We start from the raw sequence: 14707 nt of genomic DNA, 5'->3' as shown, positions 1-14707 counted from the left end.
TTCCCGATGAAGACCGCCCTGATCACCGGCACCAATCGAGGCATCGGCCTGGAACTGACCCGCCAGCTGCTCGAGGACGGCTGGCGGGTGCATGCCACGGCGCGTGACCCGGAGGAATCGGCCGAACTCAAGGCGCTGACCTTCGCCCACCCGGACACCCTGCAGTTGCATGCCCTGGACGTGGCCGATGCCGAGGCCATCCGGGCGCTGTCCGACCAACTCGCCGAGGAGTCGATCGACTGGCTGATCAACAACGCCGGCGTCTACGGCCCGCGCGGCGTGGCCTTCGGCAACGTCCACGACGTCGAGGCGTGGCTGGAGGTCTTCCGCATCAACAGCATCGCGCCGATGCTGATCATGCAGGCCTTCGCCGAGCAGATAGCCCGCAGCGAAGAAAAGAAGATCGGCATCCTCTCGAGCAAGGTCGGCTCGATGGGCGACAACGGCTCGGGCGGCGGCTACATCTACCGCTCGAGCAAGGCGGCGGTCAACGCGGTGATCAAGAGCGCCTCGATCGACCTCGAGGCCCGCGGCATCAACGTGGTGGCCCTGCACCCGGGCTGGGTGCTGACCGACATGGGCGGCCCCAACGCCGAAATCACCACCGCCCAGAGTGCCGAGGGACTGCGTCGCAACATGGCCGACCTGACCGAGGCCGACCGCGGGCGGTTCATCGACATCGATGGCACGACCATTCCCTGGTAACGGCATCTCGGCCAACGTCGCAAGCAACGTCTGTGCGATTCGATAGCGCCTCTGGCCCGGGCGTCTGTTCGCGATCGAGGCGCCGCGCCTCAGGTCGGGCCCATCTGTGTCACTCGGGCCCGCCGAGGGGCGATTTTGCAGCCTGCGGGCAAACCCGCGATCGCATTTCGCGCCCCGGAACGGGTTACCAGGCGCCCATCGGCGGCGCGGGGCATTCGTACGGGGTTTCCTCGGGGCATGTACTGACGCAATCACCCGCCTCGCGCTTGTTGTCGCAAACCGGAATCGTTATCATTCCGTAGCCATTGCGGGCGCCCGCCGTTAACGGAGCGCGCCCGGTCCACGCAAGCCAGCCGGGAGGTCGCCATGCAGCTGTTGCACCACTGTGGGGAAGAGGTCGACCAGATCGTGGTCACCTCGCCCGAAGGGGACCGGGAGATCGCCCGATTTCGCTACGCCGATCTCGACCGCTTCATCGCCGAAGGCAAGCTGTCGATCGCCGATCTGTTCGACCGCCGGCCGGCGGGCCAGGCCGCACTGTGCCGACAACTGGCGCTGCTCGCCTGTGCCCAGGAATGCCGGCACGGCATGGCCTGTCTGGCGGTGGATTGCCCCTACTACCCGTTGGCAGCGCATCACCCCATCCCGGTGCTCGACAGCCTGCCGGCCGCCCAATCGCCGCGCTGTTGACCCAATATGGTGCTAAAGGGAAGCCATGCGCATCATTTTGGTGCGTATGGAGTCGCGCAGCCAGCGCGGCAGCCGTGACGATCCCCGATATGAAGGCGGCCACCTTACCCGCCGGCTCCGACATGCCCCGCGTGATTACAGTCACTTAGGCACACTCGGGTCATCCGACAATCGCCCATCTTGGCCGCCCGCCCAAGCAGCAACTGGTTAGCAACAAACAGGCACGGTTTCTGCTTTTCTTGCACCAAGTCGGGCATCAGCGGATCATGTCGGCAGCATGCCGCGCGATCTCACGCCCGCCGCATTCGAGATACATCGTTCACCGGAGGATTACATGTCCAACGCGACCAATAAAGTCATGACCATGATGGAAGAAAACGGCGTCAAGTTCGTCGACTTCCGCTTCACCGACACGCTGGGCAAGCAGCAGCACGTCACCTACCCGGCCGGCCACATCGACGAGGAAACCTTCGAGGACGGCGTGATGTTCGACGGCTCGTCGATCGCCGGCTGGAAGGGCATCAACGCCTCGGACATGATCCTGATGCCGGACCCGGAATCCGCCAACATCGATCCGTTCTCCGAAGAACCGACCCTGATCGTCGTTTGCGACATCATCGAGCCGGACACCATGCAGGGCTACAACCGTGACCCGCGTTCGGTCGCTCGTCGCGCCGAGGCCTACATCCAGTCCTCCGGCCTGGCCGACGCCGCGCTGTTCGGCCCGGAAAACGAATTCTTCATCCTCGACGACGTGCGCTGGGGCTCGGACATGTCCGGCTCGTTCGTCAAGATCGACTCTAAGGAAGCCGCCTGGAACGCCGAGCGCGTCTACGAGGACGGCAACATGGGTCACCGTCCGGGCGTCAAGGGCGGCTACTTCCCGGTCCCGCCGGTCGACTCCCTGCACGACATCCGTCAGGCGATGTGCCTGGTGCTCGAGGAAATGGGCCAGAACGTCGAAGTCCATCACCACGAAGTCGCCACCGCCGGCCAGTGCGAGATCGGTGTCGCGTTCAACACGCTGGTGAAGAAGGCCGATGAGGTCCAGGACCTCAAGTACGTGATCCACAACGTCGCGCACGCCTACGGCAAGACCGCCACCTTCATGCCCAAGCCGATCGTCGGTGACAACGGTTCCGGCATGCACGTCCACCAGTCGATGACCCGGGACGGCAAGAACCTGTTCTCCGGTGACGGCTACGCGGGCCTCTCCGAGATGGCGCTCTACTACATCGGCGGCATCATCAAGCACGCCCGCGCCCTGAACGCCTTCTGCAACCCGTCGACCAACAGCTACAAGCGCCTGGTCCCGGGCTTCGAGGCACCGGTCAAGCTGGCCTACTCCAGCCGCAACCGCTCGGCGTCCATCCGGATCCCGTTCGTCTCCAACCCGAAGGCGCGTCGCGTCGAGCTGCGCTTCCCGGATTCCACCGCCAACCCGTACCTCGCGTTCGCGGCGATGCTGATGGCCGGCATCGACGGCATCCAGAACAAGATCCACCCGGGTGAAGCGGCAAGCAAGAACCTCTACGACCTGCCGCCGGAAGAAGAGAAGAACATCCCCGAGGTGGCCTTCTCCCTGGACGAGGCGCTCAAGGCACTCGACGAGGACCGCGAGTTCCTGACCCGTGGCGACGTCTTTTCCGACGACCTGATCGACGCCTACATCGAGCTCAAGGGCGAGGAAGTCCAGCTGCTGCGGATGACCACGCACCCGGTCGAGTTCGACATGTACTACAGCGTGTAAGCGCCGGTAGCCGGCCGGGCGGCTGCCCGGCCCCAGAAACACAAACGCCCCGCACTGCGGGGCGTTTTTTATGCGTGGCGATCAAACAGGCCAGCCAAGGCCCGCGCGTTACTTCTTGGGCAGACCGCCGGGGCCCAACTCCTCCTTCATCCGCTTCTGAAACTCCTGGACCTGATCGCGCGCCTGTTGCTCGCTGACGCCGTAGCGGGCCTGGATCTTGCCGATCAGTTCGTCCTTCTTGCCCTCGAGCACCGCGAACTCATCGCCCGTGATCTTGCCCCAGTATTCCTCGGCATGCCCGATGAACGAGCGCCAGTTGCCTGCGATGTGATCCCACTTCATTACGGAACTCCTGTGCGGTTTTGCCCTCTTCATTGTAGGCAATCACCGACGCCCTGCCGACCTGAATGCAACGCAACACTGAGCCGGCGTTACAATGAGCAAAATTAATCATTATCGCTTTCGATGACATTTGAGAACAGAGAGACTGCCATGCCACCCGAGGCCCTTTTTCGCGCCCTTGGCGACACCACCCGCCTGCGCTGCCTGATGCTGCTGCTGCGAGAAGGTGAGTTGTGTGTCTGTGAGCTGACCGAGGCACTGGCATTGAGCCAGCCGAAGATCTCCAGGCATCTGGCCCACCTGCGCGATGCCGGGATCACTGACGTGCGGCGCGATGGCACCTGGGTGTTTTACCGGGCCGCCGAGGATCTGCCCGCCTGGGCCCGTGCCGTGTTGAAGGCGACCTTCGAGGGGAACGCGAGCGGCGACACCTTCGTCGAGGATCTCGGCCGCCTGCAGGCGATGGTCGGCCGACCGTCACGAGGCTAGCCGGCCCGTTTTGAGATAACCTGGGCCGCCTTCAAATCAACAAGAAACCCCGCATGACCAACCAGACCAACCCCGCGCTCCGCCACCTCGGCTGGATGACGCTGCTCGAGGGCGGCTCGTTGATCGCCCTGGTCGTGATCGCCATGCCGCTGAAGTATCCAGGGAAGGTCTGCACGAATCCGATACCGCTCTGCGTGCCTTGAGCCGGGCAGGCGCAAGGCGTTCGTCCGCCGCGGAAGAGTCATTCTCTTTCCAAGGACGACAACGCAGCAGATGCCCGGCTCAAGGCGCGCCCGGCGGGGCTTGGCGAGTCGCCCGTGTTCCGCGTTGCGATGTCTTGACGGGGCCACCCGCACGCCGGCGACATCGCGCCTTGATCACGAACGACTCGCCAAGCCAGAGTGGCATCGGATTCGTGCAGACCTTCCCTAGCCGACATGCCGGAGGCCGTCAGCGCCGTGGGGCCGGTGCACGGGGTGCTTTTCCTGTGGACGATGGCCGTGCTGGCCATCACGCTCACGCGCCGTCTGCTGCCGCTCCACCACGGGGCGGTGGTCGCGATCGCGGCGCTGATCCCCTTCGGGGGACTGGTGTCGCACCGGCTGGTGCGTCGCCGCCTGCAGGCTGAGGCCTGAGCGAGGCGCGTGTAACGCAAAACGGCCTGCCGCGGGACGACAGGCCGATCTCAACACGTGGCGCCGAGTTCCCTGGGCCTACTTGCGCAGCTCGACGGGAATGGGGAAGACCATGTTCTCGACCACCGCGGGCTCGCGCTCTTCAAGCGTGGCCTTGCACTCGAGCTTGAGGCGCTCGAGCACCTGCTGGACAAGGATCTCGGGGGCCGATGCCCCGGCGGTCACGCCCACCCGGCTGCAATCGTCGAACCAGGCCGGGTCGATGTCGGCCGCCGCGTCGATCAGGTGCGCGGGCGTGCCGGACTGCTCGGCCAGCTCACGCAGGCGATTGGAGTTCGAGCTGGTCTTCGAGCCCACCACCAGCACCATGTCGCAGCTTTCGGCCAGCTCGCGCACGGCGTCCTGACGGTTCTGCGTGGCGTAGCAGATGTCGTCCTTGCGCGGCCCCTCGATCTGGGAAAAGCGCGCCTGCAGTGCGCCGATGATCGCACGGGTCTCGTCGACCGATAGCGTGGTCTGGGTCGCCCAGGCCAACCCCTTGGGGTTGTCGACCTGCAAATGCTCCACATCCGCGATCTTCTCGACCAGGTGGATCTGCCCACCGAATGCCGGATCGAAGTGCCCCATGGTGCCCTCGACCTCGGGATGCCCCTCGTGACCGATCAGCACCACGTCGCGCCCCGCCCGGGCGTGGCGGGCGACCTCCATGTGGACCTTGGTCACCAGCGGGCAGGTCGCATCGAACACGGTCAGGCCGCGCTCGGCGGCGGTATCCTGGATGGCCTTCGAGACGCCGTGGGCGGAGAAGATCAGGGTAGCGCCGTCGGGCACGTCGGCCAGGTCCTCGATGAAGATCGCCCCCTTGTCGCGCAGGTTGTCGACGATGTAGCGGTTATGGACGATCTCGTGGCGCACGTAGATGGGCGCGCCGAAGGAATCGAGCGCCCGGTCGACGATTTCCACCGCCCGGTCGACGCCGGCGCAGAAACCGCGCGGATTGGCGAGCTGGATCTTCATGGCGCATCCCCCTGCAGGGCGGGTGAGTCGGCCGGTGCCGGCGTGCCGTCGATGGCCAGCACCTTGACGATCAACTGGATGTTCTGCCCGGCGAGCGGGTGATTGAAATCCACCGTCACGGCATCCTCGGTGAGGGCCGTGACGGTGCCCGGCACCGACTCGCCGTTGGGCAGGTCGAACTCGACCACCAGCTGGGGCTCGAGGTTCATGTCTTCCGGGAACCGGCCGCGCGGCATGGTATGGACGTTGCTCGCGTCCGGCTGACCGAAGGCGTACTGCGGGGTGAGCAGGATGCGGGTGTACTCGCCCAGCGGCAGGCCCACCAGCGCCTCCTCGAGGCGCGGCTCGAAGGCCCCGCTCCCCAGCGTGACGGTCAGTGGCTCGTCATCGAAGCTGCTATCCACCACCCGGTCGTCCGGCAACCGAATCTCGTAGTGGATCGTCACCTCGGAGTCCTTGCCGATGGTCGGCAGATTGGACGTGTCGGCGTCACTCATCGGATGCAGTCTCTCGGTCGGCAGGCCGCAGCTCGGCCCAGATGATCAGTGCCACGCCGATGGTAATGGCCGCATCGGCGATATTGAAGGCCGGCCAGTGCCAGCCGGCGACGTGGAAATCGAGGAAGTCGACCACGTGACCGTAGAGCACCCGGTCGATGACATTGCCCAGCGCCCCGCCGATCAACAACGTGATGCCCGCCTTGATGCGCCCGTCGCGGATGGCGACGAAGGCCAGCCAGGCGAGCAGCGCCACGGTGATCACCACCGCCAGAAAGACGAAGAACCAGCGCTGCCAGCCATCGTGGTCGGCGAGAAACGAAAACGCCGCCCCGGTGTTGTACAGCAGGGTGAGATCGAAAAACGGCAGGACCTCCACCGGACGCGCGTATGTCAGCCCCACAAGCGCCGCCCACTTGGTCAGCTGGTCGCCGACCAGCACCCCAAGAGACAGCCACAGCCAGCGCAGGTTCGCCTTGTCGATGCTCATGACATGGCCCCGTGGGAGCGAGCCTCGCTCGCGAAGGCGGCGTCAGCCGCCGTGCCCGTTAGAGCGTGGCAGCAGTCCGAGGACCGGACACGCCCCTCCCGGCGCGTTTCGCTTGCAAGGCAAGCTCGCACCTCATCCATCGATAACCGTAGGAGCGCCTTCAGGCGCGATATTTTTGCCACATCCGCCGCTTTTGGACCGGCGAGTTGCACTCGCCGACGCGGAGTACAACTCCGCGATCCACGGTGCCCGTACCGTAGGAGCGCCTTCAGGCGCGAAACGCCAAAGGGGCCACGGCGTCGCATCGCGGCTAAAGCCGCTCCTACGACGAGGCTGTTGGGTGAAGGCGTGCTCATGGAATGCTCAGACAAACCGGCGGGTTTCCCCGTCGCCCTCGATGTTCTCGATGCAGCGCCCGCAGAGGGTGGGGTGTGCAGCGTGCGTGCCCACGTCTGGGCGGAAGTGCCAGCAGCGTTCACACTTCTCCGCCTCGGCCGGGGCAATGCGCACGGCCAGTTCGCCCACGCCCTCGATGGTCTCGACCTCGACGTCCACCGGCTTGTCGCCAAGCGGACGAACGGTGGCCTCGGAGACGATGAGCAAGAAGCGCAGCTCGTCACCCAGCGCCGCCAGGCGACCCGCAACGGCGTCATCGGCCCAGATCTCGACGTTGGCCGAGAGGTTCGCCTTGATGCGCTTGTCGTTGCGCGCCGCCTCGGCATGGCGGTTGACCGCATCACGGATGGCGATCACGTCCTCCCAGAAACCACGCTGGCCCACCCCGTCGCGGCCGTCGGCCAGCAGCGGCGCCAGGTCGTCCACGTGGGCGGCCATGAACACGCTCTCTTCCCGGCCACCACCAAGCGCCGGCAGGTGTTCCCAGAGCTCCTCGGCGGTGAACGACAGCACCGGGGCGATCCAGCGGGTCAGCGCCTCGACCGTGCGCCACATGGCGGTCTGCGCCGAGCGACGCATGGGGGCATCGGTCTGGCCGGTGTAGATGCGATCCTTGACGATGTCGAGATAGAACGCGCCCAGCTCGATCGAGCAGAAGTGGTGGATGCGCGCCACCATCTGGTGGAACTGGTAGGCCTCGAAGCCCGCGCGCACCTCGCGGTTGAATTGCGCGGCCCGGTCGACCAGCCAGGCGTCCAGCGCCAGCAGCTCGTCATCGGCGACGGCATCCCGGTCGGGGTCGAAGCCATCGATGTTGGAGAGCAGGAAACGCGCGGTATTGCGGATGCGGCGATAGGCATCGGCAGTGCGCTGCAGGATCTCGTCACTGACGGTCATCTCACCGGAATAATCCGTGGAGGCCACCCACAGGCGCAGCGGATCGGCGCCCATCTTGTCGATCACCTTCTGCGGCGCAATCACGTTGCCCAGCGACTTGGACATCTTCCGCCCCTTGGCATCGACGGTGAAGCCGTGGGTGAGCACGCCGCGATAGGGCGCCTGCTCGCGCAGGGCGGTGGCGGTCAGCAGGGAGGATTGGAACCAGCCACGGTGCTGATCGGAGCCCTCCAGGTACAGGTCTGCAGGCCAAGTGAGCTCCTCCCGCCGGTCGAGCACGGCCCAGTGGGTCACGCCCGAGTCAAACCAGACGTCGAGGGTATCGACAACCTTCTCGTACTCGGCCGCGTCCGCGCCAATCAGCTCGGCGGCGTCCAGGTCGAACCACCAGTCGACGCCGTGCCGTTCGACCTGTTCGGCGACCTTCCGCATCAGCTCGGCGGAATCCGGGTGGGCGTGCCCGGTCTGCTTGTGGGCGAACAGCGCGATCGGCACGCCCCAGAAGCGCTGTCGCGAGATGCACCAGTCCGGGCGGTTCTCCACCATGCCCTCGATGCGCGCCCGCCCCCAGTCCGGGGTGAACTCGACCGTTTCCAGCGCCTTGATGGCATCCGCGCGCAGGTGCTGCTGGGTCATCGAGATGAACCACTGGTGCGTGGCGCGGAAGATCAGCGGAGTCTTGTGCCGCCAGCAGTGCGGGTAGCTGTGCTCGAACTTCGCGTGCGCCAGCAGGCGACCGTCGGCCTCGAGCCGCGCGAGGATCGCCTTGCCGCCGGCCTTGAGATCCATGCCGCCGACCAACGGCGTGTCGGCGAAAAAACGCCCCTCGCCGTCGACCGGGTTGTCGACGGGCAGGTGATAGCGCTTGCCGACCGCGAAGTCCTCCTCGCCGTGCGCCGGGGCGGTGTGCACCAGGCCGGTACCGGCATCCAGCGTGACGTGCTCGCCGACGATCACTGGCACGCGCCGCTCGAGGAACGGATGGACCAGCTCCTGGCCTTCCAGTGCCGAGCCGACGCATTCGCCCAGCACGCGCGACGACTCGGCGCCCATGCGCGCCAGCGCATCCTCGGCCAAACCTTCGGCCAGCACGACACGACGGCCGTCGATCTCGATCAACTGGTAGGTCAGTTCGGCGTTGACCGCCACAGCCTGGTTGGCCGGCAGCGTCCAGGGGGTGGTGGTCCAGATGACCAGGTCGACCGGGGCGTCGTCTTCCACGCCGAAGGCACGGTTGATCGCCGCGGGGGCGGTGACGGCAAAGGCCACGTCGATCTGGTGTGAGGTCTTGTCCTGGTATTCCACCTCGGCCTCGGCCAGGGCCGAACCGCAGTCGACGCACCAGTGCACCGGCTTCTCGCCGCGATGCAGGTGGCCGCGCTCGATGATGCCCGCCAGCGCACGCAGCGTGTCCGCCTCGAAGGCGAAGTCCATCGACCGATAGGGATTATCCCAATCGCCCATCACGCCCAGGCGGATGAAGTCCTGTTTCTGACGCTCGATCTGGCTGGCCGCGTAGTCGCGGCAGGCCTGGCGGAAGGCGCGCTCGTCGAGCTTGACGCCCGGCTTGCCATGCTCGCGCTCGACCACCAGCTCAATCGGCAGGCCGTGACAGTCCCAGCCGGGCACGTAGGGCGTGTCGAAGCCCTCGAGCAGGCGCGTTTTGTTGATCACGTCCTTGAGGATCTTGTTGACCGCATGCCCGATGTGGATATCACCGTTGGCATACGGCGGCCCGTCGTGCAGCACGAATTTGGGCCGTCCGGCGGCATGCTCGCGTACCGCGCGGTAGAGGTCACGCTCCTGCCACTGCGCCAGCCGCTCGGGCTCGCGCTTGGGCAGATTGCCGCGCATCGGGAAGTCGGTCTTGGGAAGGTTGAGCGTCGATTTGTAATCGGTCACGGTTGGGCCACGTCGGTTCAGTTCGCCGGAAGACTGCAAACTGCCGATTGTAACAGGCAAGCCCTTGCCGTCGCTCACTTACGCTACGCGTCGACAAGCCGGCCGTTCGACGGCTCACAGCTCGGGACACGCCCCGTCGAAATCGACCGATTGCAGCCGAACTCGGCCACTCGCCGAAATCACCAGTTCGCGGGCATTGGGCGCCAGATCGGTCGCGGCGCACACGCGCAGGCGCCCGGCACCGAACGCGCCGCTGACACGCTCGGCATGTCCCATCGGCACATACACCAACGCCGTTCGCAACGGGCCGTTGGCATCCAGACGCACCGTGTCACCCAAGGCTGGCACCCGACCATGACGCACGACCCGCTCGTCGGCATCGATATCGCCGCTGTGATCGGCGTCGTCGAAGACCACCCATTCACCAGCCGACCAGTCGCCCGAGCATCCCGAATCGGGCGTTCCGGCACAGAGCGAGACGGGCCGCCCCTTGGTGACTGCCGACTGCCTCGCGGCCATCAATGCCCCACGCGCGGCATTGGTCGCCGCCGCCAACTGGTTCTGGGCCATCATCGAGGAGAACGCAGGGATGGCGATCGACAGCAGGATCGCCGTCAGGGCGACGGCGATCATCAACTCGATCAGGGAGAAACCGCCCTCATTGGTGCGACAGGCAGCCAGCCGGCAAACAGGCAAAGCGACCCCCGTCGGGGTCGCACGCTCTTCCTTGAGCATGAGCACACCTCCTTGTGTTCAATTAAGGCCCACCATCCTTGGCCGGCCCAATCGTCGATATCAACTGCGCATGACTTACTTGATCTTCACGACCTACCAGCAGACATCCACGTCATCGGCCGCGCCACGCGTGCCCGCCTGGTCGAGCGTCAACGCACCGCAGTCATCCCGGCTTAACTGCGGCTCTTGCGGCGTCGCGGTGAGCGTGTAGGTCGAACGCGTGAGATTCCCGACCGTGTAGGTGTAATCGCCCCCAGTCTGCTGATTACTCATACATTCCAGCGTTAGCGAGCCGTCATCAAGCGGGTTGTCGTTACCGTCCTGATCCTGATCGTAGCGAAGGTTGGTGGTATAGAACCGCTCCATGTAATTGGCCTGCTCCGAAAGACAGGCCGCCGCCGCGGCGCGCTTCGTCTTGACCACCGAATCGATGTAGGACGGGTAGGCGATCGCCGCGATGATGCCGATGATCGCCACGACGATCATCAGCTCGATCAGGGTGAAGCCCCGAATCGTCTTTTGAGAAGCCACCGGGCGACTATTCCAGACGGTCGATTCCTTGCTCATTGTTCCTCCGGTGCACTCAGTCAATGTAAAGCTCACGCCAATTCAGCCGCTGCATCGTGCCGCTCGCTCCGCCAGACATCTCCAGATTCACATCGTCGCCAGCAAGATCGCCACCCAGCAGCTTCAGATTGCCATCACTGTCTTTGGCCGCCGTCAAGGCACCCGCAAGCCCTACATCGAACCGAATGCCGTTGAAGTAGACGCCGCCGGAAGACAGCTCATCGTCACCAATCACGCCATCACCATTCACATCAAGTAGACGCGTATTCGGGTTTGCTCCGCTGAATGGTTCGACAATCATCAGCGCACCGGCAGGCAAGGTGTCACAGGGGTCATCGGCTTTCGGGATGAGGGTATTGACCACCAGACGCCCGGCAATCAACTGCGTGGTGTAGACGATGCGTTCGCCCTCTTCACCTTCAACCGGCGACACCAGGTCCATGTACCAGCCGGCATCGTCGTCCGCAGCCAGATCGGCTGCCGACCCGGTGCTGGTCGCTCGTCCAACGTTGCCTCCTACTGTCTCCTCGGCCACGATCGTGCGTTCTTGCAGATCATTGCGCCCCGTCGTGTCGTCAACGATGGCCGGACCGCCATCCGGTCCCATCACGCGCAAGCCGTACCAGGTCTGCACGCTTGTGTCCGTGATGTCATCGCGGGACAGGAATCTCCCCGTGCCGAAGAACGCCCAAATCGTGCCGTCGCTGGCGTTCTTCGCCGCCAGCATGCGTGCCGAAATGGGCTGGGCGTTGCCGTCATCATCCTCGGCCACGAAAATACGCTCGGCCGTACCGCCGCTGGCGCTCAACGGGAACTGCCAGAGATTCCCCTGCAGGTCACCGGCAAAGGCGTAGTCACTCAAGCCGTCAATAGCATCGGTCTGGATCACGTACGGGGCAGCCAGGCCATTGTTCGTCGCGCTTCCTGCGTCATAGACGGTTAGATCACCGTCCTCGAGGTCGAACTGCAACAAGGCCGCTTGATCCGATTCACTGTTGGGACCGTTACCCACATGCACAACCCACTCGGTGTTGCTGCCATTACCCTGCACCAGGGAGATCGTCGGGCGCCCCAGGGCCATGCCAATGTAATCATCGTTCGATTCGCCATCACCAGCCGATCGCTCCCACAGAATCGCATCGCCGGCAGAATCGGAGTCCGTCAACACCGACGGGTCGGTGATGTCGAGGGCATATACGGTTCGTGACTGACCGCGGCCGGTCGTTCCCACCAGAACCGTTTTCCATTCGCCATCGAGATACACGTTCTGCGTGGTCATCTCGCCATCATGGAAATACTGGTGGGGGACCGGTTGATCGCCATCAACGGGATCCACAATCCCGTACTCGGGATTAGCCAATCGGCTGAGTGCGGCTTCGCCCGTCTGACTCAACACCGACCCCGGGATAAAGGCAAACACCTCCTCGCCCGTTTCGGCATCGAAGGCGTGCAACATCCCGTCATTCGCCGCGATATACACCAACGTGTCGCGATCCGCCTGCGCGGTGACGAAAGCCTGATATTCGTCAATGCCGTCAAACTGGCTGTCACCGAACACACCCGGATCAGGCGTGCCGATCGAAACGGGGGTCGAGGTCACAATGTCGCCAAGCAGGTTGATCCGTTGCCTAAGGTCATTGCCCTCTTCGGTCCGGTCACCACGGAGGTAATTGACGATTGTCGCTTCATCGACCGCGATGCCATTGCCAACATTGTTAATCAGCGCATCAACCTGATCATTATCAAGTTGCCCTGCCAAGAACTTAGCGGAAGCGGTCGGCGTACTACCTTGCCCATCGACCGTGGTCCAGATGTTTCGACTCCCGTGCGCCGGTATTCCGCCCGCACCGTTCCACAAGACCTGATCAAACTGTTCGGTATCCTCGTTGTAGCCCCGCGCCGTCAACTCACCGGTCCACTGACTCGTGAAATACGTTGCGGAGTACGCGCGAGAGCCATCGACCAATGTCTCGCCCGACTGCAGATTCGAGACCGTCTGACTCCCGCCGGCGGATCGCTGGCTATCGATAGCCGCAAGCGCGGCTCGCAGGCCGGCGGCGAATTCCTGCGGATTGCGCGCGGAGAAGAAGTCACCATGACCGTTGATAGCCGCGTGGAGCATGTCGCTGACGTTCTCGGGCTCGCCCTGGCCACCGCCATCACCGGGAGTCGGCCAACCACTCCAGCTATCGATGGCGTCCTGATCGCCATTGCGCGCCCAATCGAACAATTCCGACTGCGTGGCGCCCAACCCCGTCACACTCAAGCCAAGACCAACGGTAAAGGTGGTCATGTGCTGCCACGTCGCCGGGTCGTTGGGCGTGGCCGGAACGCGGTTATCCTGGCCGGAATCGTTCGTATTGTCTCGCAGGTCGGTTTTCCAATAGTAGTTCGCCACGTCCGCCAGCGTCGCATTCCCATCGTCGTCGTTCCCACCAACGAATGGATCAACGGCGTCGTAGTTATCCGTCGAAGTATTATCGGACCGATTCATTCGATTGGATGGCCGAGAACCACTCCAATACCCATCAGAAACCAGGATCGAGTAAGACTGTCGGCAGGAATACTCCTCACCGTCTTCAGCCCAGGGCTGCGAGGTCTGGTAGTAGCGACCGGCCGTATCCAGTGCCCGCCTTAAAGGCGTCCCTCCATTCGCGCCGACACCTTCAAGCCAATTCCAGAACCGCGCTCTCTGTGTGCCACTGGCACCGTCACCGAATGGCTCGACCTCTTTTACCCTCATATAATAAGAAAACTGGCCTGAGCCCAAATCGCCCGAGTTTGAATCGTTAATCGCACCGAAACCAAACCGGAACGATGGATCCAGAGCACCAAAGGCCGACATAATTCCACTTTTAGCCGCCAATTCACGCGTACGGTAGTAAGTGAACCAGTTGGCCACATTTTGCTTGTCGGCCGCGGAGTCGGAGCAGCGCGACCCCTCGTCGGCAGGCATACGATCACAGGAGCCCGTCACGTAATAGGAGTCACCATTAACTCGGTAGGTGAAGACCTGACGCCAGCCACCTCCGTAATAATAATAGAGACCGTTGTCGGGATCTCGAAAAGCAAACTCATCCTCAATTGATCCCGGCCGGTCACTCCTATAGCAATAACCCTCATGACGCCCACTCTCATCAGTAGAGTTTGGGCAATCGCCTGAATAGTTAACCCAGGTCCAATAATCAAATCGACTGGTGTAGCTTTCGACGTTTGCAACGGATGCGGAGGCGAACACATCCGTAGGGGCCCACGGAAACGAATCAATATCAGGATAAGCGCCGCCCGCGGCCGTGGGCGGAGCCGGGTATCTGGCATCAGGGTCGTAATAAACCCCATTCTCCGCAGGGTCTTGGCTGACCGACTCAGCACTCGACAACCCATCCGGCATGTAATTCCGAGCCATTGACCCGGAGTCGTCATGCAGCAGCACGATATTGGGAGGCAGAGGCTCACTGACGATCAACGGGCTCTGGTCGACGTCGACCGCGGCCGCCGATACGCCAGTCATGACCGATAACGAGAGGCCGAGCAAGAAGCCCAACGGGCCGCGGCGAGAGACGACTGACAGCCAGGACAGGATATTCATGGATTC

Annotated in this window: 14 protein-coding genes; 6 read left to right on the top strand and 8 right to left on the bottom strand. The window is 63.8% G+C overall.

What is annotated here, in order from left to right; translation table 11 throughout:
• Nucleotides 1-6: 6 nt before the first annotated feature.
• The 3 genes from SR882_RS01495 to glnA all read left to right on the top strand — a co-directional run bounded on the left by SR882_RS01495 (nt 7) and on the right by glnA (nt 3145).
• On the top strand, nt 7-705 hold the full coding sequence (locus SR882_RS01495) for an SDR family oxidoreductase (RefSeq protein WP_322521593.1): 699 nt from the start codon (nt 7-9) through the stop codon (nt 703-705).
• Between the two features lie 366 nt (nt 706-1071).
• Nucleotides 1072-1395, top strand: coding sequence for a hypothetical protein (locus SR882_RS01490; RefSeq protein WP_322521592.1), 324 nt, complete (start codon nt 1072-1074; stop codon nt 1393-1395).
• Between the two features lie 358 nt (nt 1396-1753).
• On the top strand, nt 1754-3145 hold the full coding sequence (glnA, locus tag SR882_RS01485; RefSeq protein ID WP_407653359.1) for a glutamate--ammonia ligase: 1392 nt from the start codon (nt 1754-1756) through the stop codon (nt 3143-3145).
• A gap of 108 nt (nt 3146-3253) precedes the next feature.
• Here glnA and SR882_RS01480 read toward each other — a convergent pair whose 3' ends face one another.
• Nucleotides 3254-3487 (bottom strand): CsbD family protein, encoded by a 234-nt coding sequence (locus SR882_RS01480; protein ID WP_322521590.1) that lies wholly within the window; start codon nt 3485-3487, stop codon nt 3254-3256.
• A gap of 150 nt (nt 3488-3637) precedes the next feature.
• Here SR882_RS01480 and SR882_RS01475 point away from each other — a divergent pair, with 150 nt between their 5' ends.
• From SR882_RS01475 to SR882_RS01465, 3 genes are all read left to right on the top strand, one after another.
• Nucleotides 3638-3976: a metalloregulator ArsR/SmtB family transcription factor gene (locus SR882_RS01475; protein WP_322521589.1), complete on the top strand. Its 339-nt coding sequence runs from the start codon at nt 3638-3640 to the stop codon at nt 3974-3976.
• Between the two features lie 53 nt (nt 3977-4029).
• Nucleotides 4030-4179 (top strand): DUF3817 domain-containing protein, encoded by a 150-nt coding sequence (locus SR882_RS01470; protein WP_322521588.1) that lies wholly within the window; start codon nt 4030-4032, stop codon nt 4177-4179.
• 234 nt (nt 4180-4413) lie between these two features.
• A complete protein-coding gene (locus tag SR882_RS01465) occupies nt 4414-4611 on the top strand; it encodes a DUF3817 domain-containing protein (RefSeq protein WP_322521587.1) in 198 nt (65 codons plus the stop codon).
• Between the two features lie 78 nt (nt 4612-4689).
• Here SR882_RS01465 and ispH read toward each other — a convergent pair whose 3' ends face one another.
• From ispH to SR882_RS01430, 7 genes are all read right to left on the bottom strand, one after another.
• A complete protein-coding gene (ispH, locus tag SR882_RS01460; RefSeq protein ID WP_322521586.1) occupies nt 4690-5628 on the bottom strand; it encodes a 4-hydroxy-3-methylbut-2-enyl diphosphate reductase in 939 nt (312 codons plus the stop codon).
• A complete protein-coding gene (locus SR882_RS01455) occupies nt 5625-6125 on the bottom strand; it encodes an FKBP-type peptidyl-prolyl cis-trans isomerase (RefSeq protein WP_322521585.1) in 501 nt (166 codons plus the stop codon). Before SR882_RS01455 ends, ispH begins: the two co-directional genes overlap by 4 nt.
• Entirely contained in the window at nt 6118-6615 is a 498-nt protein-coding gene (lspA, locus tag SR882_RS01450; protein WP_322521584.1) for a signal peptidase II, read from the bottom strand. The genes SR882_RS01455 and lspA overlap by 8 nt, the downstream gene beginning before the upstream one ends.
• Nucleotides 6616-6978: 363 nt before the next feature.
• Nucleotides 6979-9810 (bottom strand): isoleucine--tRNA ligase, encoded by a 2832-nt coding sequence (gene ileS / locus SR882_RS01445; protein ID WP_322521583.1) that lies wholly within the window; start codon nt 9808-9810, stop codon nt 6979-6981.
• Nucleotides 9811-9924: 114 nt separating this feature from the next.
• Entirely contained in the window at nt 9925-10545 is a 621-nt protein-coding gene (locus SR882_RS01440; RefSeq protein WP_322521582.1) for a GspH/FimT family pseudopilin, read from the bottom strand.
• Nucleotides 10546-10638: 93 nt separating this feature from the next.
• Nucleotides 10639-11112, bottom strand: coding sequence for a type IV pilin protein (locus SR882_RS01435; protein WP_322521581.1), 474 nt, complete (start codon nt 11110-11112; stop codon nt 10639-10641).
• A gap of 16 nt (nt 11113-11128) precedes the next feature.
• Nucleotides 11129-14701: a pilus assembly protein gene (locus SR882_RS01430; protein WP_322521580.1), complete on the bottom strand. Its 3573-nt coding sequence runs from the start codon at nt 14699-14701 to the stop codon at nt 11129-11131.
• Nucleotides 14702-14707: the final 6 nt, after the last annotated feature.

The sequence above is a fragment of the Guyparkeria halophila genome, assembly GCF_034479635.1.
Lineage (GTDB): Bacteria > Pseudomonadota > Gammaproteobacteria > Halothiobacillales > Halothiobacillaceae > Guyparkeria > Guyparkeria halophila.
This window is presented reverse-complemented; position numbering and strand designations above follow the sequence as displayed.